The sequence below is a fragment of the Streptomyces capparidis genome (assembly GCF_054782095.1).
This window is the reverse complement of the sequence record NZ_BAAGTD010000026.1, coordinates 45,142-67,396: the sequence shown is the minus strand read 5'-3', so window position 1 is coordinate 67,396 and position 22,255 is coordinate 45,142. Positions and strand designations below refer to the sequence as shown.

Here is a 22,255-nt window from a genome sequence, read left to right as displayed (position 1 = left end):
GGCCTCCCCCGGGCGGTAGTCCTCCACGGCGCGCAGGTGCTGGTGGGGCAGGGGGGCGGGCAGCGGGGCCGGCGCGGTGAGGAAGGCGGGCGCGGGCTGGGTGTGCGTGGTCATGAGGGCTCTTTCGCGCGAAGGGTCAGTGGGTGACGTGCTCGCGCGGGGGCTCGAGGCCGCCGGCTGTCGCGGTCAGCGCTGGAGTCGGGCCCGCGCGGGACTCGCGCGGCGACACGCACGGTCGTAGTGGTGTGGCTGCCGGGAGGGCCAGAACGGCTCGAGGTCGTAACGCTTCGCGGCAGAAGTGCTCGACAGGCTGGCCATGGGGAGCATCGTACCGGTCCGGTAACGGTTCGGGGACGTCACGGAACGGCCATGATGAGTGGCGAAATGCACAGCCGGATGGAATGCACAGCCGGACGGACAACCGCGAGGACCGGCCCCGTCGTCGGGGCCGGTCCTGCGGGTCACCGGGGGAGGTGTCCGGTCACATCTGGGGCGCCGGTTCCGGCTCCGGGGGCGGCGGAGTCGGGCTCGGCGGCTGGGGGTCCGGAGGGGCGGGGCCGGGAACGGGGCCCGGTTTGGGGTCGGGGTGCACGGGGCCCGGGCCCGGGGGCCCGGGGGCCGGCGGGTCAGGAGGGATGATGGCGCGGCGGTCCACGGCTTGGGCCTCCCTTCGCTTCCGTCGTCGTCCGTGACCACTCGCCTACCCGGAAGGGCGGGGAGGATGCGGGGTGCGGACCGATTGATTCCGGTTCACCGGCGGACGGGGTGCGAAGGGGGCGCGGCGCCCGGCGGAGGGCGCGGGGCGCGAAGGTGCGGCGGGGACCGGCCCCGGGCCAACGGAGGGCCGGTCCCCGCCGCGCTCGTGGGGCCCTACCGGATCGGCATCCCGGACAGGGTGCGGGCGATGACCAGGCGCTGGATCTCGCTGGTCCCCTCGAAGATCGTGTAGACGGCGGCGTCGCGGTGCATGCGCTCGACCGGGTACTCGCGGGTGAAGCCGTTCCCGCCGAGGATCTGGATGGCGTTGGCCGTCACCCACTTGGCGGTCTCGCCGGCGTACAGCTTGGACATCGAGCCCTCGGCGGCGGTGAACTGCTTGCCCGCCGTGGCCATCCACGAGGCCCGCCACACCAGCAGCCTGGCCGCGTCGATGCGGGTGCGCATGTCGGCGAGGGTGAAGGCGACGCCCTGGTTGTCGATGATGGGGCGGCCGAACTGGACCCGGTTCTTGGCGTACTCCAGCGCCACCTCGTACGCGGCGCGGGCGATGCCCACGGCCTGGGCGCCGACCGCGGGCCGGGACGCCTCGAAGGTGGCCATGGCGGCGTTGGACCGCTCCCCCGACCGCTGCCGCTCGCGGGCGCGGGCCAGGCGCGCGTCCAGCTTCTCCTTGCCGCCGAGCAGGCAGCGGCCGGGCAGGCGCACGTCCTCCAGGACCACCTCGGCGGTGTGGGAGGCGCGGATGCCGTGCTTCTTGAACTTCTGGCCCTGGGACAGGCCGGGCGTGCCGGGCGGCACCACGAAGGACGCCTGGCCGCGGGCGCCGAGCTCGGGATCGACGGAGGCCACGACGACGTGGACGTCGGCGATGCCGCCGTTGGTGGCCCAGGTCTTGGTGCCGTTGAGCACCCACTCGTCCTTGGCCTCGTCGTAGCGGGCGCGGGTGCGCATGGCCGAGACGTCGGAGCCGGCGTCGGGCTCGGAGGAGCAGAAGGCGGCGAGCTTGACGTCGTCGGGGGTGCCGAACATCTGGGGCACCCACTCCCCGATCTGCTCCTCGGTGCCGTTGGCGAGGACGCCGACGGCGGCCAGGGTGGTGCCGACGATGGACAGGCCGATCCCGGCGTCGCCCCAGAACAGCTCCTCCATGGCGAGGGGTATGCCGAGCCCGGTGGGGTCGAAGTAGCACTGGGCGTAGAAGTCCATGGAGTACAGGCCGATCTTGGCGGCCTCCTGGATGACCGGCCAGGGGGTCTCCTCACGTTCGTCCCACTCCGCGGCCGCCGGGCGCATGACATCGGCCGCGAAGCCGTGGATCCAGTCGCGAAGCTGGATCTGGTCGTCGTTGAGCTCGAGCGTGAAGTCGCCCATGTCCCCTCCGGGTGCGGTTCGATCGTCGTGCGGGCAAGCAACCGCCGCCCAAGCTGTTACTTGCGGTAACATCAGTCTGTTACCGGCCAGTAGAGTTGTCAACACCCGTAGCGGCGCCGTGCGGCGCGCGGGTGGTGGGCGCGGCCCTCCGGCGAGCGGGGGACGCGGACGGTGTTACGTTTCAGCAGGGGTCCGGCCCACCAGGTGCCGGTCGGGGGATGGCGCGGAGGACTCGCAGGTGGACACCAGGCGCAGGGAGGACCAGCAGCGCGCGGCGCAGCGGCGCAGGGCCGAGCTCCTGGACGCCGCGGACCGCGTGGTGCTGCGCGACGGGCCCGAGGCGTCGATGAACGCCATCGCCAAGGAGGCCGGGATCACCAAGCCCATCCTCTACCGGCACTTCGGCGACAAGGGCGGCCTGTACCGGGCGCTCGCCAGGCGGCACACCAACGCCCTGCTGATCACGCTGCGGGAGGCGCTCGACGCCTCGGACGACCGCCGCGAGCGCGTGTCGGCCACCATGGACGCCTATCTGGCCGCGATCGAGGCCAACCCGCAGGTCTACCGGTTCCTCATGCACCCCGCCGAGGCCGCGGAGCACGGCGACAACGGCGAGGGCCCGTTCGACGTGGGGCGGCACACCGCGCCGCTGCTGCGCCGGCTGGGCGAGGAGCTCGCCACGGTCATCGCCGAGCGCCTCGACCTCGGCCCGCGCGGCGACCTGGAGGCGCGGGTGCTCGGCCACGGCATCGTCGGCATGATGCACGCCGCGGGCGACTGGTGGCTGGCGGAGCGGCCGTGCGCGCGCCGGGAGCTGGTGGAGCACCTGACGGACCTGCTGTGGGGGCGGCTGGCGTCGGCCGAGGACCGCCGCAGGCCGGCCCCGCCCCCGCAGGCGCCGTCCCCGCAGACCCCGCCCTCGCAGACCCCGCGAGCCTGAACGGCCCGTCAGGCCCGCTCCCCCGCGTACCACCCGGCCCGCCGCACCGCCCGCCCGGCCCTGATCCGCCGCAGCCCCGTCAGGCGGTCGAGGAACACCCCGCCGTCCAGGTGGTCGCACTCGTGCTGGAGGCAGCGGGCGAAGAACCCGGTGCCGTGCACCCGCACCGGCTCGCCGCGCACGTCCACGCCCTCCACCACCGCCTCGTCGTACCGGGGCGTCCCGGCCCGCACCCCCGGCACCGACAGGCAGCCCTCCTCCCCGGTGACGGTCACCCCGTCCACCGCCACCAGGCGGGGGTTGACGACGTGCCCGAGGTGGCGCCGGTCCTCGTCGTCGGGGCAGTCGTAGACGAACACCCGGGAGGCCACCCCGATCTGGTTGGCGGCCAGGCCCACCCCGTCGGCCGCGTACATGCTGGCGAACATCGACTCCACCAGCTCGGCGAGCCGTCCGTCGAACGCGGTCACCTCGGCGCAGGGCCGCCGCAGCACGGGGTCGCCGAGCAGGCGCAGGGGCACGACGGCCCCGGAGGAGCCGGGGATGGGGACGAGGGCCATCCGCCCAGGGTAGGCCCGCCCTCGCCCCCGTCCGGCCGCGGGGCGCAGCGGCCCTTTCCGCCCGGGTGCGGGGCGGGCGGGAGGGCGCTTCACCCGGTGGCCCGGCTCTCCGAGGTCAAGGCCGCGCCCCGGACTCGATAGGCTGAGCCGCGACCGATCGTGGAAGCGGCCCCGGCCGGCAGGCGGGCCGCGGGGGGTTTGGCGTGTGAACCGGCGGATCCACGCCGGCATTCGAGGAGGAGCACCAACGATGCAGGATGCCTCGCCGCAGCAGCGCGGCTCGCAGCCGTTGACGCCGCGCGCGAAGCTGGCGGTGACCGCCGGGAAGGTGGCGGCGGCGGTTTCCCGTTCCGCGGGCCGCGGCAGCGGCTCCGTGATCGGCGGCAAGGTCGCGCTGCGCCTCGACCCGGACCTGCTGGCCCGCCTGGCCCAGCACCTGGACGTGGTGCTGGTGTCCGCCACGAACGGCAAGACCACCACCACCCGCCTGATCGCCGAGGCGCTGCGCGCCGCGGGCCCCGTGGTCTCCAACGCCCTGGGCGCCAACATGCCCGCGGGCATCACCTCCGCGCTCGCCGGCGGCTCCGACGCGAAGTACGGCGTGATCGAGGTGGACGAGAAGTACCTGGCGGGCGTGGCCAGGGACGTGAACCCCAAGTGCATCGCGCTGCTCAACCTCTCCCGCGACCAGCTCGACCGCGCCGCCGAGACCCGCATGCTCGCCGAGAAGTGGCGCGAGGGCCTGTCCGGCTCCGACGCCTGGGTGGTGGCCAACGCCGACGACCCGCTGGTGGCGTGGGCCGCCTCCTCCTGCCCGAACGTGGTGTGGGTGGCCGCGGGGCAGGCGTGGAAGGACGACGCCTGGTCGTGCCCGTCCTGCGGCGGCGTGATGCAGCGCCCCGGCGACGACTGGCTGTGCCAGGAGTGCGGCTTCCGCAGGCCGCAGCCGACCTGGGCGCTCAAGAGCGACTACTGCATCGACCCCAACGGCACCGCGTGGCCCATCCAGCTCCAGTTGCCGGGCCGCGCCAACAAGGCCAACGCCACCAGCTCGGCCGCCGTCGCCTGGTGCTTCGGGGTGCCCCCGGAGACCGCGCTGGAGCGGATGAAGTCGGTCACCGCCGTCGCCGGCCGCTACGACGTGGTGCGCTACCAGGGCCGCGACCTGCGGCTGCTGCTGGCGAAGAACCCCGCCGGCTGGCTGGAGACCTTCTCCCTGATCGACCCGCCGCCCACGCCGGTGATCCTGTCGGTGAACGCGCTGGCCGCCGACGGCACCGACACCTCCTGGCTGTGGGACGTGGACTACCCCCGCCTGGCCGGGCACCCGGTGTTCGTCATCGGGCAGCGCAGGCTCGACCTGGCCGTCCGCCTGGACGTGGCCGGCCTGGACTTCACGGTGTGCCAGAACGTGGACGAGGCGGTGCGGCTGGCCCCGCCCGGCCGGATCGAGTGCATCGCCAACTACACCGCCTTCCAGCAGTTGCGCCGCCAGGTCGGCGGCTGAGCCCGGCCCGCTCCCGCGGGGCCGCGCACGAGAGATCAGGGAGACACTGACGTGAGCGAGTCCGTCCTGCGCCTGGTGTGGGTCTACCCGGACCTGCTTTCCACCTACGGCGACCAGGGGAACGTACTGGTCGTGGAGCGCCGCGCCCGCCAGCGCGGCCTGAACGTGGCGCGCGTGGACGTCCGCTCGGACCAGCAGGTGCCGACGTCGGGCGACATCTACCTCATCGGCGGCGGCGAGGACCGCCCGCAGCGCCTGGCGGCCGAGCGGCTGCGCCGCGACGGCGGGCTGACCCGGGCCGCCGAGAACGGCGCGATCATCTTCTCGGTGTGCGCCGGGTACCAGATCCTGGGCCACGAGTTCGTCAACGACCTGGGGCGGCGCGAGCCGGGCCTGGGGCTGCTCGACGTGGTCAGCGAGCGCGGGCAGGGCGAGCGGTGCGTCGGCGACGTGCTGGCCGACATCGACCCCAGGCTCGGCCTGCCGCCGCTGACCGGGTTCGAGAACCACCAGGGCGTCACCCGCCTCGGCCCGAACGCCAAGCCGTTCGCCCAGGTGCGCCTCGGCAAGGGCAACGGCACCGGCGACGGCACCGAGGGCGCCTACGGCGAGACGGTGTTCGGCACCTACATGCACGGCCCGGTGATGGCCAGGAACCCCGCGATCGCCGACCTGCTGATCAAGCTGGCGCTGGACGTGAACGCGCTCCCGCCGGTGGACGAGACCTGGTACGAGGCGCTGCGCAACGAGCGCATCGCCGCGGCCGCCCAGCCCGCCTGAGCGCGGTCCTCGAGCGCGCGGCGAGCGCGACCGGGGAAGCTCGGGGCGGGACCCCTGAAGGCAACCGCCGCTTCCGCGGCGGGCCAACCGGGCGCAAGCCCGCCGTCAGCCGGTCCTTGTAAGGTGCTGTCGGAGCCCTCCGGACGACGGTGTCCGGCCGTCGACCCACCGGATGAGTTCGGGAGAAGTGGAAAATGCGTATTGGTGTGCTGACCAGCGGAGGCGACTGCCCTGGCCTGAACGCCGTCATCCGGTCCGTGGTGCACCGCGGTGTGGTGGACCACGGGGACGAGGTCATCGGCTTCCACGACGGCTGGAAGGGCCTGCTGGAGTGCGACTGGCGCAAGCTCGACCTGGACGCCGTCTCCGGCATCCTGGCCCGCGGCGGCACCATCCTCGGCTCCTCCCGGGTCCGCCCCGAGCACCTGCGCGACGGCGTGCAGCGGGCGAAGCAGCACGTGGCCGACCTCGGTCTGGAGGCGATCATCCCGATCGGCGGCGAGGGCACCCTGAAGGCCGCCCGCCTGCTGTCCGACGCCGGGCTGCCCATCGTCGGCGTGCCGAAGACGATCGACAACGACATCGCCTCCACGGACGTCACCTTCGGCTTCGACACCGCCGTCGGCGTGGCCACCGAGGCGCTGGACCGGCTGAAGACCACCGCCGAGTCCCACCAGCGGGTGCTGATCGTGGAGGTCATGGGCCGGCACACCGGCTGGATCGCCCTGCACTCGGGCATGGCGGCGGGCGCCCACGCGATAGTCGTGCCCGAGCGGCCGTTCGACATCGCGGAGCTGACCGAGGTGGTCGGCAAGCGGTTCGCCGCGGGCAAGAGGTTCGCCATCGTGGTGGTCGCCGAGGGCGCCAAGCCGCGGGCCGGCACGATGGACTTCGACGAGGGCGGCAAGGACATCTACGGGCACGAGCGGTTCGCCGGGGTGGCCCGGCAGTTGGCCGTGGAGCTGGAGCGGCGGCTGGGCAAGGAGGCCCGCCCGGTGATCCTGGGCCACGTCCAGCGCGGCGGCACCCCCACCGCCTACGACCGGGTCCTGGCCACCCGGTTCGGCTGGCACGCGGTGGAGGCGGCGCACAACGGCGACTTCGGGATGATGACGGCGCTGCGCGGCACGGACATCACCCTGGTGCCGCTGGCCGAGGCCGTGCAGACCCTCAAGACGGTGCCGCCGGAGCGGTACGTCGAGGCCGAGTGCGTGCTGTAGGTCCCACCCGCCCGGGACGCACGTGAACGGGCCCGCCACCGGACGCTCCGGTGGCGGGCCCGTTCGGCGTTCGGGGGCCGGGGCGGAGCCCTCCGGACCCCACCGGAGGCACCCCCTCCCCCACCCGGGCCCGGGTGCGGCAGGTGGCGCGGGCCGCACTACTGTGGGGACGCCCAGGTAAGTGGGGCGAACCACCCCCAAGACGGAGGAAGCAAGCATGGACCACGGTGGCGGGCACGGCTCGGGCATGCCGACGGAGCCGTTCACCCTCTCCCGCGGGCTCGCGTTCACCGGGGAGCCGTTCTTCCTCGTGGGCTGCCTGCTGGCGCTGGCCCTGTACGGGTGGGCGGTGTGGCGGCTGCGGCGGCGCGGCGACGCCTGGCCGGTGGGGCGGACGGCGGCGTTCGTCCTCGGTGTGCTCACCATCGGCGTGGCCATGTGCACGGCGCTCAACGACTACGGCATGGTCATGTTCAGCGTGCACATGGTGCAGCACATGATCATCAGCATGGTGTCGCCGATCCTGCTGCTGCTCGGCGCGCCCGTCACCCTGGCGCTGCGGGCCCTGCCGCCCGCCGGGCGCGGCCGCACCGGGCCCAGGGAGCTGCTGGTGTCCGTGCTGCACAGCCGCTACATGCGGATGATCACGCACCCGGCGTTCACCCTCCCCATGTTCATCGCCAGCCTCTACGCGCTGTACTTCACCCCGCTGTTCGACACCCTCATGGGCAGCCAGGCCGGGCACATCGCGATGATGGTGCACTTCCTCGCGGTGGGCCTGGTCTTCTTCTGGCCGATCATGGGCGTGGACCCGGGACCGCACCGGCCGGGGTACGTGATGCGGATCCTGGAGCTGTTCGTCGGGATGCCGTTCCACGCCTTCTTCGGCATCGCGCTGATGATGTCCAGCGAGACCCAGGTCACCGCGTTCGACAACCCGCCCGCCTCGCTCGGCGTGGACCCGCTGGCGGACATGCACACGGCGGGCGGCATCGCCTGGGCGTTCAGCGAGATCCCCTCCGTGCTGGTGCTGCTCGCTCTGGTGTTCCAGTGGCGCAAGTCCGAGGAGCGCCAGGCGCGCCGGGCGGACCGGGCCGCGGAGCGGGACGGCGACGCCGAGCTGGAGGCGTACAACGCCTACCTGAGCGCCTTGGACACCCGCTCCCGAGGGGCGTGAACGGCGCGCGCCCGGGCGTCCGGTGTCCACCAGGGGCATATGCCCGCTCCGGCGAAAAATCGGGCTCCCGGTGGCAGCATGGTGACGGGGGCCAGCGCCGGGCGTGCCGGGGGCGCGGGCCGGCGGACCGCTGAAGGAGGACCGGATGCAGACGCCCGCGAAGGCGATGACCGCGTGCACCGGAGTGAGCCTGGTCGTGGTCACGATGTACTCGGCGGCGCTCGGCGGCAGCGGATGGCTGTGGTTCGCGTGGGTCGTCCTGGGCCTGGCCACGGTGGGTGTGATCGTCACCGGCCAGGCGTGAGCGGCGCGCGGGCGCCCGCGGAAATCCGGGTGCCCGCCCCGTCCGCGGGCCGCTAGGGTGCCGCGGTCGGCACGGCATGCCGGCACGGTACTTCTTCGGGGGGCGGGACACACGGTGAGCGCACGGCTGCGGGCTCTGGCGGGGCAGACGGTCCGGATCGTGGAGGCCGGATGGTACCCGGCGCCGAGCGGCCGGACCGTGTCCGTGGGCGACCCGGTGGCGCGGGCGGCCGCGGGCACCGCCCTGTACGGCCCCGGGCCCGTGCCGGTGCCGGAGGCGGGCGCGGCGAGGGCGACGTCGTTCGAGGTGACCGGCGAGGGCAGCCTGGCCGCGGCCCGGCGCCTGGTGGACGCGGGCGCGGACGGCGTGGCGGTGCTGAACTTCGCGTCGGCGCGCAACCCCGGCGGGGGCTTCCGCAACGGGGCGCAGGCGCAGGAGGAGTACCTGTGCCGGAACTCGGCGCTGTACGCGTGCCTGCTGCGGTGCCCCGAGTTCTACGAGGCGCACCGCGCGGACCGCGACCCCTTCTACAGCGACCGGGTGATCCACGCGCCCGGGGTGCCGGTGTTCCGGGGCGAGGACGACGCGCTGCTGGAGACGCCGTTCGAGGTGGGCTTCCTGACCTCGCCCGCGCCCAACGCCGGGGTGATCGCCCAGCGGGCGCCGCGGGAGCTGGGACGGGTGCCCGCCGCGCTGGAGCGCCGGGCGGGCCGGGTGCTGGAGGTGGCCGCCCGCCACGGGTACGGGGCGCTGGTGCTGGGGGCCTGGGGGTGCGGGGTGTTCCGCAACGACCCGGCGCAGGTCGCGGCGGCGTTCGCGGCGCACCTGGGGGACGGCGGCCGGTTCGCGGGCCGGTTCGGCACGGTGGTGTTCGCGGTGCTGGACCGCCGGGCGGACTCCCCGACCCGGGCGGCGTTCACGCGGGTGTTCGGGGCCGGGGTGGTCGGGACGGGGTGAGGGCGCCCGCGGTCACCGTCCCCCCGGCGGGGCCGGGCCGCCGAGTGCCGCCAGCCCCTCGTCCAGCAGCCGCCGCAGCCGCAGGGCGTCCGGGGCCAGGGCGGTGACCAGGGCGGCGGGCCCGGCCAGGGGGGTGATCACGGCGTCGCCGCCGTCCAGCGGGCGCGCCTGTGCGGGCGCGCCGGCGAGGGCCGGGGCGACCACCAGGAGCTGGCCCACGGCCCGGTGGCCGCCGAGGACGGCGGGGCCGTCCCAGCCGGGGGCGCCGGGGCCGAAGGACAGCTCCTGGTCGAGCAGCGTCCGGCCCGCGTGGCGGACGGTGAGCCGGGAGGCGACCGCGCCCGTGGGCTCCCCGGCGCGGCCGAGCACCTGCTCCTCGCGCAGCACCAGGTGGGCGCCGTCGGCCAGGTCGGCGCTGGTGGCCAGGCGCAGCCTGCTGCCGGACGCGGCGATCACCGGCCGCGGCAGCCAGTGCAGGGCGGCGTCGGCCTCGACCGCGAGCCGCACCTCGTAGGTGCTCTCCGCGCCGTCGCGCCCGGGCAGGCTGACGGTGGCGGCGGCGGAGTCCACTCGCAGGGCGGCGCCGGAGCGCACGGTGGCGTCCAGGCGGAGCCGGTCGCCGCCCAGGGGCGCGGCCATGGCGCCGACGACGGTGACGCCGCCCCGGCCGCGCCGCAGCGCCAGCGGCCCGTCGGAGACCAGCTCGGGCAGGGCGGTGCCGCCGCGGCCGTCGGGGGCGGCGGTGATCCGGGCGTGGGCGGTGACGCTCACGCGCGCCAGTCGGCGAGGCGGGCGCGCACCCACGCGGCGACCGGGGCGACGCCGTCGGGGGCGGTGAGCGCGGTGAACACCGTCGGCAGGTCGCCGCGCTGCGCCCGCGCGTCGCGGGCCATGACGGCGAGGTCGGCGCCGACCAGCGGGGCGAGGTCCGTCTTGTTGACGACCAGCAGGTCGGCGGTGGTGACGCCGGGCCCGCCCTTGCGGGGGATCTTGTCGCCGCCCGCGACGTCGATGACGAAGATCTGGGCGTCCACCAGGCCCTTGGAGAAGGTGGCGGTGAGGTTGTCGCCGCCGGACTCGACCAGGATCAGGTCCAGCGGGCCGACGGCCTCCTCCAGCTCCTCCACGGCCTCCAGGTTGGCGGAGATGTCGTCGCGGATGGCGGTGTGCGGGCAGGCCCCGGTCTCCACCGCGGCGATCCGCTCGGGCGGCAGCACGGCGTGCCGCAGCAGGAACTCGGCGTCCTCGGTGGTGTAGATGTCGTTGGTGACGACGGCCAGGGACAGTTGGTCGCGCAGGACGCGGCACAGGGCGGCCACGGTGGCGGTCTTGCCCGAGCCGACGGGCCCGCCGAGGCCGATCCGCAGGGCCCGCGCGCCCCTGGCGGCCGGGGGCGGGGCGGCGCCGTGGGTGTGCCGGTCGGGGTACGGGTCGTCGTGGTCACGATGCAAAGAGACGCACCTTCCATCGGGCGTGCCGCTCGGCGAGCAGGTCGAGCAGCGGGGCGGAGGCGGCGGGCAGGGCGCGGACGCCCTCGTGGCGGGCCCGCTCGCCGGCCGCCGCGGCCTGTCCCGCGGCGGCGTCGAGCTCGGGGGCGAGGCGGGCGAGCAGGGCGCCGACGTGGTACGGGTCCAGGGACAGCAGCCGGACGGCGGCGGTGGCCGGCCCGGTGACGGACTCGTGGGCCGCGGCGTGGGCGGCGTCGTAGGGGGTGAGCCCGGCGCTCGCGGCGGTGACGCCGAGCACGACGGGCTGGTGGGCGCCGCGGGGGCGGGCGGCGGCCAGGTCGGTGAGGGCGGGGGCGGGCCAGGCGGCGCGGGCGGCGCGCATCAACTGGCGGCCGAGCCTGCGGGAGGTGGCGCGCAGGGCGGGTGAGGGAGTGCGGGCGTCGGCCGCGTCGTCCACCGCCAGGGGGTCGAGTCCGGCGGCGGCCGCCGCGGCGAGCCCGGCGGCGGTCAGGCCCGCGGTGTGCAGCCGCCCGCGGCAGAACAGCTCGAGCGACGCGGCGTCGCGGACCTGCCCGGCCCGCACGGCCGCCTCGGCGCCGCCGGAGTGGGCGTGCCCTCCGGCGGGGAAGCGGCCGTCGGCCAGGAGCAGCAGGGCGGCCCTGGGGGCGGCGGGGACGGCGGTCATGGCGGCGGGCCCGTCAGAACAGGAAGTAGCGCTGGGCCATGGGCAGCTCCGCCACCGGGGCGGGCTCGACCACCTCGCCGTCGATGCGCACGGTGAAGGTGTCCGGGTCGACCTCGACGCGCGGTGTGGCGTCGTTCTCCCGCATGTCGGCCTTGGTGCGGCCGCGGGTGCCGGTGATGGCGGTGAGCGGTTTGGCCAGGCCGAGCCGCTCGGGCAGGCCGTCGTCGAGCGCGGCCTGGGCGACGAAGTTCAGCGAGTTGGCGGCGGGGGCCGATCCGGTGGCGCCGAACATGGGGCGGGGCAGCACCGGCTGCGGAGTGGGGATGGAGGCGTTGGCGTCGCCCATCTGCGCCCAGGCGATCTGCCCGCCCTTGAGCACCAGGCGGGGCTTGACGCCGAAGAACGCCGGGTCCCACAGGACGAGGTCGGCGAGCTTGCCCGCCTCGACGGAGCCGATCTCGTGGTCCAGGCCCTGGGCGACGGCGGGGTTGATCGTGTACTTGGCGACGTAGCGGCGGGCGCGGTGGTTGTCGGCGCGGCCGTCGCCGGGCAGCGGTCCGCGCCGCCGCTTCATCACGTGGGCGGTCTGCCAGGTCCGCAGCACCACCTCGCCGATGCGGCCCATGGCCTGGGAGTCGGAGCTGATGACGGAGATGGCGCCGAGGTCGTGCAGGACGTCCTCGGCGGCGATGGTGGAGGGCCGGATCCGGGACTCGGCGAAGGCCAGGTCCTCCGGCACGGCGGGGTTGAGGTGGTGGCAGACCATCAGCATGTCGAGGTGCTCCTCGACGGTGTTGACGGTGTGCGGCCGGGTCGGGTTGGTGGAGCTGGGCAGCACGTTGGGCCGGGAGACCACGGTGATGATGTCGGGTGCGTGCCCGCCGCCCGCGCCCTCGGTGTGGTAGGTGTGGATGCCGCGTCCGGCGACGGCCGCCAGGGTGTCCTCGACGAACCCGGCCTCGTTCAGGGTGTCGGTGTGGATGGCGAGCTGCACCCCGGTGGCGTCGCACACCGTCAGGCAGGCGTCGATGACGGCGGGGGTGGCGCCCCAGTCCTCGTGGATCTTGAAGCCGACGGCCCCGCCGCGCAGTTGGGCGTGCATGGCCTCGGCGGAGACGGTGTTGCCCTTGCCGAGCAGGCCGACGTTGACGGGCATGCCGTCCATGGCGCGGAGCATGCGGGCCAGGTGCCAGGAGCCGGGGGTGACGGTGGTGGCCTTGGTGCCCTCGGCCGGTCCCGTGCCGCCGCCGACGAGGGTGGTGACGCCACTGGCCAGGGCCTCGTCCACCAGTTGCGGGCAGATGAAGTGGACGTGCGCGTCGACGGCGCCCGCGGTGAGGATCCGCCCGTTCCCGGCGATGACCTCCGTCTCGGGGCCGATGACGAGGTCGGGGTGGACGCCGTCCATGGTCTCGGGGTTGCCGGCCTTGCCGAGCGCGGTGATCCGCCCGTCCCTGATGCCCACGTCCGCCTTGACCACCCCCCAGTGGTCGAGCACCACGGCGCCGGTGACGACGGTGTCGGGCGTGCCGTCGGCGCGGGAGGCCCGGGACTGGCCCATGGACTCGCGGATCACCTTGCCGCCGCCGAACACGGCCTCGTCCCCGGAGCGGCCGGGGCCGCCGGACAGGTCGCGCTCGATCTCGATCAGCAGATCGGTGTCGGCGAGGCGGATCCGGTCGCCGGTGGTGGGTCCGTACAGGTCGGCGTACGCCTCGCGGCTCAGCTCGGTCACGACAGGGGGCCCTTCGTCTCGCCGCGCAGGCCGTGCACGACCCGCTGCCCGGCGATGGGCACCAGCGCCACCTCGGCCGGGATGCCGGGCTCGAAGCGGACGGCGGTGCCCGCCGCGATGTCGAGCCGCAGCCCGCGGGCCGCCTCGCGGTCGAACTCCAGGCCGGGGTTGGCCTCGGCGAAGTGGTAGTGGGAGCCGACCTGGACGGGCCGGTCGGCGGTGTTGAGCACGGTCAGGCGGGTGACGGGGCGGCCCTCGTTGACGCGCACGGGGCCCTCGCCGAACAGGATCTCTCCGGGGACCACGGGCGTCAGCCGATCGGCTCGTGGACGGTGACGAGCTTGGTGCCGTCCGGGAACGTGGCCTCCACCTGCACCTCGGGGATCATCTCGGGCACGCCCTCCATGACGTCGTCGCGGGTGAGGACCCGGCGCCCGGACTCCATCAGCTCGGCGACGGTGCGGCCGTCGCGCGCCCCCTCGAGCAGATGGACGGTCAGCAGGGCGACGGCCTCCGGATGGTTGAGCCGGAGCCCTCTGGCCCGGCGCTTCGCAGCGACGTCCGCTGCGACGTGGATGAGCAGGCGCTCCTGCTCGTGCGGCGTCAACTGCACGCCAAGCACCTCCCGGTCGTCCCTGGCCTGGCCCGGGCGTCCTGTGCGGCGGCCCGCGGCCCCGGGCCGCCGCCGCCCGGACGTCGCACGCTAGTGTGCCTGTTTTTCCACCGCGTTAACCGCCCTCATCCGGCCGGGCGGCCCTCCGTCGCCATCAGGCCGCGCAGCCCGCTCTCGAACGACTCGATGTCCACGTCGCCGAAGAGCGCCTGCTGGGTGAGGTAGCCCTGGACGGTGCCGATCAGCAGCCGCGCCACGTCGTCCTCGGGGATGTCGCCGCGCAGCCGGCCGTCCCGCTGGTACGCCACCACCAGGCCGGACCAGGCGTCCCGCAGCTCCACGTAGCTGCGGGACAGCGACCGGGCCAGCTCCGGGTTGCGCAGGGTCTCGCTCCACACCTGGAGGACCAGCCGGGGGAACGCGGCGGGGTCCTCCTCGTCCTCCCCGAACACCTGGCGCAGCACCTGCCCGAGGACCCGGTCCAGCGGCGGGAGGGGCTCGGTGGACATGACGGACTCGAACGCGGCCCTGATGCTGTCCATCGCCTCCACCGCGATGGCCTCGATCAGGTCGTTCTTGCTGCGGAAGTAGCGGTAGACCGCTCCCGCCGACAGGTCCACCTCGCGGAGCACGTCCTGCATGGAGGTGGCGTGGAAGCCGTTGCGGGTGAAGGAGCGGCGGGCGCCGTCGAGGATCTGGCGGCGGCGGGCGTCGAGGTGCTGCTGGGATACGCGGGCCATGGGGTCCGAGGATAAAAAGAACATTCGTTCTTGACAATGCGCGGGGGCGGTCGCACAGTGGAAGTGCAAAAAGAATGAACATTCGCTCTCAGTGATGACAGCGCCGGCGTGAGCGCTGACGTCAGTGCTCACGTCGGCGCACATGACAGTGCTCACACCGGCGCTCGCGGCGTCACTCACCGCATCGCCGCGAGATCACGCCGCGAGATCACCGACCGCACTCACCCACCCCGAGGGAGGCGACACCATGTCCGCCACTCCCCCCGCGTCACACCGCTCCCCCACCTCGCGCCACGTGCTGCTCGTCGTCGCGCTGGTGCCCGCCGTGGTCGTGTTCGCCCTGTGGGCGTTCGCCTGGCCGGCGGCGCGGCTGGCGCCGCGCGACCTGCCCGTCGGGGTCGCCGGGCCCGCGCCGGCCGCGGCGGCGCTGGAGAGGCCGCTGGCCGCGCGGGGCGACGCCTTCGACATCCACCGGTACGGCGACGAGGCCGCCGCCCGCGAGGCGATCGAGGAGCGCGAGGTCTACGGCGCGCTCGTCGCCACCCCGCGGGGCGTGAAGCTGCTCACCGCGAGCGCCGCGAGCCCCGCGGTGGCCGAGCTGCTCACCGGGACCGCCGCCGCGCAGGCGCCGCCCGGCCACGCCCCGGTCGTGGAGGACGTGGTGCCCGCCCCCGAGGCGGACCCGCGCGGCTCGGGGCTCTCCGCCGGAGTGCTGCCCCTGTCGCTCGCCGGGGTCGCGGCCGGGGCGCTGCCCCTGGCGCTGGGGCTCGGCCGCCGCGCGACGGTGGCCGCGCTGGCCGGTGCCGCGGCGCTGACCGGCCCCGCCGCCGCGGCGATCGCCGGCAGTTGGCTGGGCGTCGTCGAGGGCGACCGGTGGGCGAACGCCGGGGTGTACGCGCTCGCCGTCTTCTGCGTCGGCGCCGTCGTCGCCGGGTGCGCCGCCCTGCTCGGCCCCCGCGGTCTGGGCGTGGGCCCGGCGGTGGTGGTGCTGTGCGGCAACCCGTGGGCGGGGGTCGGCTCCGCCCCGCACCTGCTGCCGGAGCCGGTCGGCGCGATCGGCCAGTGGCTGCCGCCCGGCGCGAGCGGGACGATGCTGCGCGGTGTGGCCTGGTTCGACGGCCACGGCATCGGCACCGCCGCCCTGGCGCTGACGCTGTGGACCGCGCTCGGGCTCGCCGCCGTCGCCCTCTCCCGCCGCACCGGTCCGCCCGCGCGGACCGCGGCCGTCCCGCCCGCCGTGCGGGAGACCCAGTACGTGGGCTGACCCCCGCGGCCCACCGCCGCGTGCGCCCCCTCGGCGGGGCGCACGCGGCAGCACCCCTCCCGATCCCCGCCCCGGCGCCGCACCCCCGTGCGGCGCCGTCCGGTTTCCGGCCCTCCGCGGGCGCCCGCGCCCCCCGGCCTTGACGCGGCCCGCCCCCACACCCATCATCATGTCCGCGTCAAACTGCGCCACCGCCCCGCGGCCACCCCGGCGGGGCGTCGTCGTGTGCCGCCCACCCGGCCCTTACGCGGAAAACGGAGACCACCGTGCCCACACCCCCCGCCGCACGCCTCCCCCGCACCCCGCGCCACCGCGCCCTGACCGCCGCCGCGGCGGCGACCGCGCTGGCCGCCGCCCTGCTGACCTCCCTCGCCCCGGCCCCCGCCGCCGCGGCACCGCCCGCGACCGCGCTCGCCGCGCCGGACATCCCGCTGTCCAACGTCAAGGCGCACCTGACCCAGTTCCAGTCGATCGCCACCGCCAACGGCGGCAACCGCGCCCACGCCCGCCCCGGCTACCGGGCGTCCCTGGACTACGTCAGGGCCAGGCTGGACGCGGCCGGGTTCACCACGACCGTCCAGCAGTTCAGCACGAGCAGCGGCACCGGCTACAACCTGATCGCCGACTGGCCCGGCGGGGACACCGAGAACGTGGTGATGGCCGGGGCCCACCTGGACTCGGTCAGCGCCGGGCCCGGCATCAACGACAACGCCTCCGGCTCCGCGGCCGTGCTCGAGACCGCGCTCGCCGTGGCCCGCGCGGGCCACCAGCCCGCCAAGCACCTGCGGTTCGCCTGGTGGGGCGCGGAGGAGCTGGGAATGGTCGGCTCGCGGTACTACGTGAACAACCTCTCCAGCGCCAACCGCGCCCGCATCGACGCGTACCTGAACTTCGACATGGTCGGCTCGCCGAACCCGGGCTACTTCGTCTACGACGACAACGCGGCGATAGAGAAGGTGTTCAAGGACTGGTTCGCCGCCAGGGGCGTGCCCACGGAGATCGAGACCGAGGGCGACGGACGGTCCGATCACGCCTCGTTCAAGAACGCGGGCATACCCGTGGGCGGCCTGTTCACCGGCGCGAGCAGCGTCAAGACCAGCGCGCAGGCGCAGAAGTGGGGCGGCGCGGCGGGCGTGGCCTTCGACCGCTGCTACCACCGCTCCTGCGACACCACGTCGAACATCAGCGACACCGCGATGGACCGCAACAGCGACGCGATCGCGCACGCGGTCTGGACGCTGAGCGCGGGCTGATCCGCCCGCGCACCCTCACCTGTGGCCCGGACGCCGCTCGGCGGTGTCCGGGCCGCTGTGCTGCGCGGCGATGCCGAAGCGGCGGCGTTCGCCCTGCGCGGAACCGCCGGGGTCCACGGCGGAGACGGTGCTGATCACCGGCTCGTCCGCGGCGGAGTCGAGTTTTTCCAGGTCAGCGGGGGTGACCAGGGCGACGATCGGCTTGCCGTGGCGGGTGAGGACCACCCGCTCGCCGCCGTACACGACGCGGTTGATCAGATCCGCGAACTCGGCTCGGGCTTGCGTCACCGGGATCTCGTAGGACATGCTCCACAGCCTACATTCTGTACAGAACGTACGGACTCAAAGTTCTGTACAGAGTGGATGGAGTGCGCATCGGGGCGGGAGGCGGCCTGCCGCCCCGGAGGCCGACGAGCCGCCTTCGGCATGCCGAACGGCGTTCGGCACCTCGTGCGCCCCGGGCGGGAGACGGGGCGCGCGGCCGACGCGCGGCCCCCGCACGCACACAGCGCGAACCCACCACACGAACCGGAGGAACCGACCGATGATCCCCCCGACCGCCCGTCACGTCCTGCCCGAGTTCCACGAGCGGACCTCGTCGGGGACACGGGTGCTCGACCCGTACTCCAGGCTGCTCCAGGAGCGGATCGTCTTCCTCGGCACGCCGATCGACGACACGGCGGCCAACGACGTGATCGCCCAGTTGATGCACCTGGAGCACGCCGCCCCGGACCGGGACGTCTCGCTGTACATCAACTCCCCCGGCGGGTCCTTCACGGCGATGACGGCCGTGTACGACGCGATGACGTTCGTGTCCTGCGACGTCGAGACGGTCTGCCTGGGCCAGGCGGCCTCCGCCGCCGCGGTGCTGCTCGCCGCGGGCGCCCCGGGCAAGCGGCTGGCCCTGCCCGGGTCGCGGGTGATGATCCACCAGCCGTCGCTGTCCGACGCGGCGCGGGGGCAGGCGACCGATCTGGAGATCCAGGCCCGCGAGGTGCAGCGCACCCGGGAGCTGCTGGAGGAGCTGCTGGCCCGGCACACCGGGCGGGAGCGGGCCCGGGTGCACGAGGACATCGAGCACGACCTGTTCCTGACGGCGGAGCAGGCGGTGGACTACGGGCTCGTGGACCGGGTCACCCGCTCCCGCAAGGCCGTCCCGCTCGCCCCGGGGCGGTGATCGGGGTGGTGCCGGAACTGCCCCCGCTGCCCGCCCTCACCCGCGCCGAGGGCGAGGTGGTGGACGCCTACCTGGACGTGGTGGACCTGCTCGGCCGGATCAACCCGGCGCGCGCCACCCACACGTACGGCGCACTGCGGGCCGCCCAGGCGCTCGTTTCCAGGGCGACGGCGCTGCGGGACGCCCTGGCCACGATGCACCTGCGCGGGGAGGCGGAGATGCACGCCGAGACGCTGCGGCGCGCGCTGCTGGTCCTGGACGGGGAGCGGCGCACCGGCCGGGTCACCGTCCCCGCGCCCGCCGCGCCGGGCGGTGACGGCGGCACGGCCTGACCCGGTGCCACCCGGCCTGCCGCCGGGTCACTCTGACGGCCGATCGGTCACCCGTTCGGGCTCCCTCGTACGGCTGAGCGCGCGAAGCGGCGCTCGATGCGCGAACCCGCTTGCGACTTGCGCTTCCACACACCGTCGGAAACCCCCAATTCCGCTGGTCAACAGGGGTTTCCGGCGGTAGCCCGCAGGGGTGAGGAGCGCCCGGTTCCGTCGAATGACCCAGAAGTGAAGAAGTTCACAGAAGGGCGTTTGCGCTACGAATCCGGGCGCCACATGACGCAGGATCCCTTCTCGACGACAAGCCCCCGTCACCGAGGCGGGGCGGTCCGGGCGGACGCCGAGTCCTGCCGCCGCACCGGATGACAGGTCGACGCAACGCACCGGCAGGAGCGGGAGACCCGAGCAAGGCGGAGCGCCACGGACGACGGCGCTCCTTGGGGTGAAGCCACGACAGTGGCCGGGCAACTTCGCCAGCCCGAACCCGACAGGTCATCTTTCGCAGGCGGACGACGAAGGGTTCTCGCATGACCGCGAGTTCACGCATACCTGCGCTCGTTTCCCGGGCCGGAGCCACCTCCGCCCTCACCGCCGCCGCACTGGCGGGGACGGTCCTGGCACCGTCCCTCGCGCCGCAGGCCGAGGCCGCGAGCGCCTCCGCCAAGGCGCTGAAGGTGGCGGCGTCCAAGAAGGGAGCCCCGTACCAGTGGGGGGCGGCGGGTCCGAAGCGGTTCGACTGCTCGGGTCTGGTCCTCTACTCGTTCAAGAAGGTCGGCAAGAAGCTGCCGCGCACCGCGGCGGCCCAGTACAACAAGACCAAGCACATCTCGGCCAAGTCCCGCAAGCAGGGCGACCTGGTCTTCTTCCACTCCGGTGGCAGCGTCTACCACGTCGGCATCTACGCCGGCAAGGGGAAGATCTGGCACTCGCCGAAGCCCGGCAAGCGGGTGAAGCTGGAGAAGATCTGGACCAAGAAGGTCTACTACGGTCGCGTCCGCTGAGGCTCCGGGGCGCTGTGCGGCGACCCGGCCGGGCCGCACGGCGCCCCTCCTCCCGTCCCCGGCACCGGCCGGACCACCGCGTAATCCGCGCCCAACGGGCTAGAAGACCCCAATGGACACCAACGCGAGACACGTGGACGGCAGGCGCGAAACCCCCCAGGAGCGGGACGACCGCAACTTCGCGGAGCTGCTCCAGGAGCTCCGGGTCACCCAGACGGGGGTGCAGATCCTGTTCGCGTTCCTGCTGGGGCTGGCGTTCACTCCGCGCTTCCCGGATCTGGACGGCTTCCAGCGCGACACGTACGTGGTGACGCTGCTGCTGGCCGTGGTGTCGGCGGCGCTGTTCACGGCGCCGGCGGCGCTGCACCGGATGCTGTTCCGGCAGCGGGCGAAGCGGAAGATCGTGGACGTCTCCGCGCGGTTCGCCTCGTACGGGCTGTGCGTGCTGGCGATGGCGTTGACCGGATCGGTGCTGCTCATCCTGGACTTCGTGCTCGGCAGGACGGAGGGCGTCGTGGCGGCGGCGTGCGTCGCCGTGCTGTTCGCGACGCTGTGGGCGGTGATCCCCTGGCGGCTGCGGCGCGCGAACGAGCGAATATCGGGGCGGGTCAGGACCCGCCGGAACTGACGGCCCACGGGAGGCTCAGCCACACGGTCTTGCCGCCTCCCGGGGCCGCGGTCACCGAGAGCCTGCCGCCGAGCTCGGCGGCGAGGTGCCGGACGATCAGCAGCCCGCGCCCGTTGTCCTGGCCGACGGCGGCGGGCAGCCGCCGCGGCCGGCGCGGGCACCTGTCGGTGACGCCGACGCGGAGCACCTCGTCGCGCTCCAGCCGCATCGCGACACCGAAGAACGGGGAGCTGCCGAAGGTGTGCACCACCACGTTGGTGGCGAGCTCGGACACCACCAGGCGCACGGTCTCCGCCGTCGGATGCCCGGGGGGCAGCCCCCACCCCTCGAGGACCTCGGCCACCCGCCGTCGCGCCGCGGCCACGGAGTCCGGGGCGGTCGGCAGCGTGAAGCGGGCTTCCTGGAGGTCCGCCATGGCGAGGCTGTCCCTTCCCCCGATGCCGCGGCGGCGCGCGGCGCCGCCGGGCGGCGCGGCCGGCCGCCCGGCGTTCACCCTGCCACCTCCGCCCGCGCCGGCGGAGGGGTTCGGCAAAGGTATTCGTATATATGGGAGCGGGCTGCGCGCGGGCGGGCGCGGCCCGGCCGGGGCGGCGCCCGCCGGGCTCACGGCGCCGTCGCCACCACCGTGCGCACCGCCCGCTCCAGCTCCGCCTCGGTCAGGTCGGCGCGGGCGGTCAGGCGCAGCCGGGAGACGCCGTCGGTGACCGACGGGGGGCGGAAGCAGCCCACGGCGACGCCGTGCCCGCGGCAGTCGGCGGCCCACCGCACGGCCTGCTCGGGGCCCGGGGCCCGCACCGACACCACCGCCGCGTCCGGGGTGCTCGCCGCCAGGCCCGCCGCGGCCAGGCGGGCGGCCAGCTCCCGGGCGGCGCGCAGGGCCCGCGCGGCCCGGTCCGGCTCCTCGCGCAGCACCCGCACGGCGGCCAGGGCCGCCCCGACCGCGGCCGGGGCGAGGCCGGTGTCGAAGATGAAGGTGCGGGCGTTGGAGACCAGGTGCCCGATCACCCGGGCCGGGCCGAGCACCACGCCGCCCTGGCTGCCCAGGGACTTCGACAGGGTGGCGGTGCACACCACGTCCGGCGCCCCGGCCAGGCCCGCGGCGGCCACCGACCCGGCGCCGCCCTCCCCGAGCACACCGAGCCCGTGCGCGTCGTCCACCAGCAGCGCCGCGCCCGCCTCGCGGCAGGCGGCGGCCAGTTCGCCCAGCGGGGCGGCGTCGCCGTCCACGGAGAACACCGCGTCGGTGACGGCCATCGCCGCGCCGTCGTGGGCGGCGAGCCGCTCCCGCACGGCCGCCACGTCACGGTGCGGCACCACCGCGGTGGTGGCGCGGGACAGGCGGCAGCCGTCGATCAGCGAGGCGTGGTTGCACGCGTCGGACACCAGCAGGGTGCCGGGCCCGGCCAGCGCGGTGACGGCGGCGAGGTTGGCGGCGTAGCCCGAGGAGAACACCAGCGCCGCCTCGGCCCCGCACAGCGCGGCCAGCTCCTCCTCCAGGCGCGTGTGCAGTCGGGTGGTGCCGGTGACCAGGCGGGAGCCGGTGGAGCCCGCGCCCCAGCGCAGCGCGGCGTCGGCGGCCGCCCGGGTGACGCGTGGGTCGCGGGTGAGCCCCAGGTAGTCGTTGCCCGCCAGGTCGAGCACGGGGGCGTCGGCGGGCCGGGGCCGCAGGGTGCGCACCAGCCCGGCGCGGCGGCGCTCCTCGGCGTGCCGGTCGAGCCAGGCGAACGGGTCGGCGGCGGGCCGGGCGGCGGGGTCCTCGGTGGGGTCGGCGGCGGGCACTGCGGACATCGGGCATTCCCTGGGGTCGAGAGCGGGGCGACAGTGACCGTAGCGCGGCTGGAGCGCG

General features: G+C 74.9%; 25 protein-coding genes and 1 riboswitch. Of the genes, 13 read left to right on the top strand and 12 right to left on the bottom strand.

Annotated elements, in window-relative coordinates:
• Positions 1-870: 870 nt before the first annotated feature.
• Positions 871-2,091 carry an acyl-CoA dehydrogenase family protein gene (locus ACYVO2_RS21400; protein ID WP_461009532.1) on the bottom strand — a complete coding sequence of 407 codons (1,221 nt, stop codon included), beginning with the start codon at positions 2,089-2,091 and terminating at the stop codon, positions 871-873.
• 238 nt (positions 2,092-2,329) lie between these two features.
• Here ACYVO2_RS21400 and ACYVO2_RS21395 point away from each other — a divergent pair, with 238 nt between their 5' ends.
• Entirely contained in the window at positions 2,330-3,031 is a 702-nt protein-coding gene (locus ACYVO2_RS21395) for a TetR family transcriptional regulator (protein ID WP_461009531.1), read from the top strand.
• An 8-nt stretch (positions 3,032-3,039) separates the two neighbouring features.
• Here ACYVO2_RS21395 and def read toward each other — a convergent pair whose 3' ends face one another.
• Complete coding sequence (gene def / locus ACYVO2_RS21390; RefSeq protein WP_461009530.1) at positions 3,040-3,591, bottom strand: peptide deformylase; 552 nt, start codon at positions 3,589-3,591, stop codon at positions 3,040-3,042.
• A gap of 250 nt (positions 3,592-3,841) precedes the next feature.
• On the opposite strand from def, the gene ACYVO2_RS21385 reads away from it, so the two are divergent.
• From ACYVO2_RS21385 to ACYVO2_RS21360, 6 genes are all read left to right on the top strand, one after another.
• The gene (locus ACYVO2_RS21385; protein ID WP_461009529.1) at positions 3,842-5,098 is read left to right on the top strand and encodes a MurT ligase domain-containing protein; all 1,257 of its coding nucleotides are present in this window, start codon (positions 3,842-3,844) and stop codon (positions 5,096-5,098) included.
• 51 nt (positions 5,099-5,149) lie between these two features.
• Positions 5,150-5,878 (top strand): type 1 glutamine amidotransferase, encoded by a 729-nt coding sequence (locus ACYVO2_RS21380; RefSeq protein ID WP_461009528.1) that lies wholly within the window; start codon positions 5,150-5,152, stop codon positions 5,876-5,878.
• Positions 5,879-6,072: 194 nt separating this feature from the next.
• Complete coding sequence (locus ACYVO2_RS21375) at positions 6,073-7,098, top strand: 6-phosphofructokinase (protein WP_461009527.1); 1,026 nt, start codon at positions 6,073-6,075, stop codon at positions 7,096-7,098.
• A gap of 217 nt (positions 7,099-7,315) precedes the next feature.
• Complete coding sequence (locus tag ACYVO2_RS21370) at positions 7,316-8,275, top strand: cytochrome c oxidase assembly protein (RefSeq protein WP_461009526.1); 960 nt, start codon at positions 7,316-7,318, stop codon at positions 8,273-8,275.
• 145 nt (positions 8,276-8,420) lie between these two features.
• Positions 8,421-8,579 carry a hypothetical protein gene (locus ACYVO2_RS21365; protein WP_461009525.1) on the top strand — a complete coding sequence of 53 codons (159 nt, stop codon included), beginning with the start codon at positions 8,421-8,423 and terminating at the stop codon, positions 8,577-8,579.
• Between the two features lie 114 nt (positions 8,580-8,693).
• Positions 8,694-9,536, top strand: a complete 843-nt coding sequence (locus ACYVO2_RS21360) for a TIGR02452 family protein (protein ID WP_461009524.1) — start codon at positions 8,694-8,696, stop codon at positions 9,534-9,536.
• Between the two features lie 12 nt (positions 9,537-9,548).
• Here the strand turns inward: ACYVO2_RS21360 and ACYVO2_RS21355 are convergent, their stop codons facing one another.
• The 7 genes from ACYVO2_RS21355 to ACYVO2_RS21325 all read right to left on the bottom strand — a co-directional run bounded on the left by ACYVO2_RS21355 (position 9,549) and on the right by ACYVO2_RS21325 (position 14,757).
• The gene (locus tag ACYVO2_RS21355; RefSeq protein ID WP_461009523.1) at positions 9,549-10,307 is read right to left on the bottom strand and encodes an urease accessory protein UreD; all 759 of its coding nucleotides are present in this window, start codon (positions 10,305-10,307) and stop codon (positions 9,549-9,551) included.
• The gene (gene ureG / locus ACYVO2_RS21350; RefSeq protein ID WP_461009522.1) at positions 10,304-10,987 is read right to left on the bottom strand and encodes an urease accessory protein UreG; all 684 of its coding nucleotides are present in this window, start codon (positions 10,985-10,987) and stop codon (positions 10,304-10,306) included. Before ureG ends, ACYVO2_RS21355 begins: the two co-directional genes overlap by 4 nt.
• Positions 10,977-11,669 (bottom strand): urease accessory protein UreF, encoded by a 693-nt coding sequence (locus ACYVO2_RS21345; protein ID WP_461009521.1) that lies wholly within the window; start codon positions 11,667-11,669, stop codon positions 10,977-10,979. Before ACYVO2_RS21345 ends, ureG begins: the two co-directional genes overlap by 11 nt.
• Before the next feature lie 13 nt (positions 11,670-11,682).
• Positions 11,683-13,404, bottom strand: a complete 1,722-nt coding sequence (locus ACYVO2_RS21340) for an urease subunit alpha (protein WP_461009520.1) — start codon at positions 13,402-13,404, stop codon at positions 11,683-11,685.
• Complete coding sequence (locus ACYVO2_RS21335) at positions 13,401-13,709, bottom strand: urease subunit beta (RefSeq protein WP_461009519.1); 309 nt, start codon at positions 13,707-13,709, stop codon at positions 13,401-13,403. Before ACYVO2_RS21335 ends, ACYVO2_RS21340 begins: the two co-directional genes overlap by 4 nt.
• Before the next feature lie 5 nt (positions 13,710-13,714).
• Positions 13,715-14,017, bottom strand: a complete 303-nt coding sequence (locus ACYVO2_RS21330) for an urease subunit gamma (RefSeq protein ID WP_461009518.1) — start codon at positions 14,015-14,017, stop codon at positions 13,715-13,717.
• A 125-nt stretch (positions 14,018-14,142) separates the two neighbouring features.
• Complete coding sequence (locus ACYVO2_RS21325; protein ID WP_461009517.1) at positions 14,143-14,757, bottom strand: TetR/AcrR family transcriptional regulator; 615 nt, start codon at positions 14,755-14,757, stop codon at positions 14,143-14,145.
• A 247-nt stretch (positions 14,758-15,004) separates the two neighbouring features.
• Between ACYVO2_RS21325 and ACYVO2_RS21320 the strand changes: the two genes are divergently transcribed.
• Together ACYVO2_RS21320 and ACYVO2_RS21315 are read left to right on the top strand one after the other, a co-directional pair.
• Positions 15,005-16,021: an ABC transporter permease gene (locus tag ACYVO2_RS21320; RefSeq protein ID WP_461009516.1), complete on the top strand. Its 1,017-nt coding sequence runs from the start codon at positions 15,005-15,007 to the stop codon at positions 16,019-16,021.
• Between the two features lie 266 nt (positions 16,022-16,287).
• Positions 16,288-17,274: a M28 family metallopeptidase gene (locus tag ACYVO2_RS21315; protein WP_461009515.1), complete on the top strand. Its 987-nt coding sequence runs from the start codon at positions 16,288-16,290 to the stop codon at positions 17,272-17,274.
• A gap of 15 nt (positions 17,275-17,289) precedes the next feature.
• Here the strand turns inward: ACYVO2_RS21315 and ACYVO2_RS21310 are convergent, their stop codons facing one another.
• Positions 17,290-17,580: a type II toxin-antitoxin system Phd/YefM family antitoxin gene (locus ACYVO2_RS21310; RefSeq protein WP_461009514.1), complete on the bottom strand. Its 291-nt coding sequence runs from the start codon at positions 17,578-17,580 to the stop codon at positions 17,290-17,292.
• Positions 17,581-17,818: 238 nt separating this feature from the next.
• Between ACYVO2_RS21310 and ACYVO2_RS21305 the strand changes: the two genes are divergently transcribed.
• The 4 genes from ACYVO2_RS21305 to ACYVO2_RS21290 all read left to right on the top strand — a co-directional run bounded on the left by ACYVO2_RS21305 (position 17,819) and on the right by ACYVO2_RS21290 (position 20,409).
• The gene (locus ACYVO2_RS21305; RefSeq protein ID WP_461009513.1) at positions 17,819-18,451 is read left to right on the top strand and encodes an ATP-dependent Clp protease proteolytic subunit; all 633 of its coding nucleotides are present in this window, start codon (positions 17,819-17,821) and stop codon (positions 18,449-18,451) included.
• 5 nt (positions 18,452-18,456) lie between these two features.
• Positions 18,457-18,783 carry a hypothetical protein gene (locus ACYVO2_RS21300; protein ID WP_461009512.1) on the top strand — a complete coding sequence of 109 codons (327 nt, stop codon included), beginning with the start codon at positions 18,457-18,459 and terminating at the stop codon, positions 18,781-18,783.
• 358 nt (positions 18,784-19,141) lie between these two features.
• Positions 19,142-19,304, top strand: a riboswitch (cyclic di-AMP (ydaO/yuaA leader).
• A 3-nt stretch (positions 19,305-19,307) separates the two neighbouring features.
• A complete protein-coding gene (locus ACYVO2_RS21295) occupies positions 19,308-19,781 on the top strand; it encodes a C40 family peptidase (protein WP_461009511.1) in 474 nt (157 codons plus the stop codon).
• 112 nt (positions 19,782-19,893) lie between these two features.
• Positions 19,894-20,409: a DUF6328 family protein gene (locus ACYVO2_RS21290; RefSeq protein WP_461009510.1), complete on the top strand. Its 516-nt coding sequence runs from the start codon at positions 19,894-19,896 to the stop codon at positions 20,407-20,409.
• Here ACYVO2_RS21290 and ACYVO2_RS21285 read toward each other — a convergent pair.
• Together ACYVO2_RS21285 and ACYVO2_RS21280 are read right to left on the bottom strand one after the other, a co-directional pair.
• On the bottom strand, positions 20,390-20,824 hold the full coding sequence (locus ACYVO2_RS21285; RefSeq protein ID WP_461009571.1) for an ATP-binding protein: 435 nt from the start codon (positions 20,822-20,824) through the stop codon (positions 20,390-20,392). The two genes, ACYVO2_RS21290 and ACYVO2_RS21285, sit on opposite strands and share 20 nt — an antisense overlap.
• 188 nt (positions 20,825-21,012) lie before the next feature.
• Positions 21,013-22,197, bottom strand: coding sequence for an 8-amino-7-oxononanoate synthase (locus tag ACYVO2_RS21280; protein ID WP_461009509.1), 1,185 nt, complete (start codon positions 22,195-22,197; stop codon positions 21,013-21,015).
• Positions 22,198-22,255: the final 58 nt, after the last annotated feature.

Excerpts from the sequence above, each read along its gene's own strand:
- ACYVO2_RS21375 (WP_461009527.1), top strand. The coding sequence starts at position 6,073 with ATGCGTATTGGTGTGCTGACCAGCGGAGGCGACTGCCCTGGCCTGAAC.
- ACYVO2_RS21365 (WP_461009525.1), top strand. The coding sequence starts at position 8,421 with ATGCAGACGCCCGCGAAGGCGATGACCGCGTGCACCGGAGTGAGCCTG.
- ACYVO2_RS21320 (WP_461009516.1), top strand. The coding sequence starts at position 15,005 with ATGTCCGCCACTCCCCCCGCGTCACACCGCTCCCCCACCTCGCGCCAC.
- ACYVO2_RS21285 (WP_461009571.1), bottom strand. The coding sequence starts at position 20,824 with ATGGCGGACCTCCAGGAAGCCCGCTTCACGCTGCCGACCGCCCCGGAC.
- ACYVO2_RS21295 (WP_461009511.1), top strand. The coding sequence starts at position 19,308 with ATGACCGCGAGTTCACGCATACCTGCGCTCGTTTCCCGGGCCGGAGCC.
- ACYVO2_RS21290 (WP_461009510.1), top strand. The coding sequence starts at position 19,894 with ATGGACACCAACGCGAGACACGTGGACGGCAGGCGCGAAACCCCCCAG.
- ACYVO2_RS21400 (WP_461009532.1), bottom strand. The coding sequence starts at position 2,091 with ATGGGCGACTTCACGCTCGAGCTCAACGACGACCAGATCCAGCTTCGC.
- ACYVO2_RS21345 (WP_461009521.1), bottom strand. The coding sequence starts at position 11,669 with ATGACCGCCGTCCCCGCCGCCCCCAGGGCCGCCCTGCTGCTCCTGGCC.
- ACYVO2_RS21280 (WP_461009509.1), bottom strand. The coding sequence starts at position 22,197 with ATGTCCGCAGTGCCCGCCGCCGACCCCACCGAGGACCCCGCCGCCCGG.
- ACYVO2_RS21310 (WP_461009514.1), bottom strand. The coding sequence starts at position 17,580 with ATGTCCTACGAGATCCCGGTGACGCAAGCCCGAGCCGAGTTCGCGGAT.
- ACYVO2_RS21385 (WP_461009529.1), top strand. The coding sequence starts at position 3,842 with ATGCAGGATGCCTCGCCGCAGCAGCGCGGCTCGCAGCCGTTGACGCCG.
- ACYVO2_RS21305 (WP_461009513.1), top strand. The coding sequence starts at position 17,819 with ATGATCCCCCCGACCGCCCGTCACGTCCTGCCCGAGTTCCACGAGCGG.
- def (WP_461009530.1), bottom strand. The coding sequence starts at position 3,591 with ATGGCCCTCGTCCCCATCCCCGGCTCCTCCGGGGCCGTCGTGCCCCTG.
- ACYVO2_RS21370 (WP_461009526.1), top strand. The coding sequence starts at position 7,316 with ATGGACCACGGTGGCGGGCACGGCTCGGGCATGCCGACGGAGCCGTTC.
- ACYVO2_RS21325 (WP_461009517.1), bottom strand. The coding sequence starts at position 14,757 with ATGGCCCGCGTATCCCAGCAGCACCTCGACGCCCGCCGCCGCCAGATC.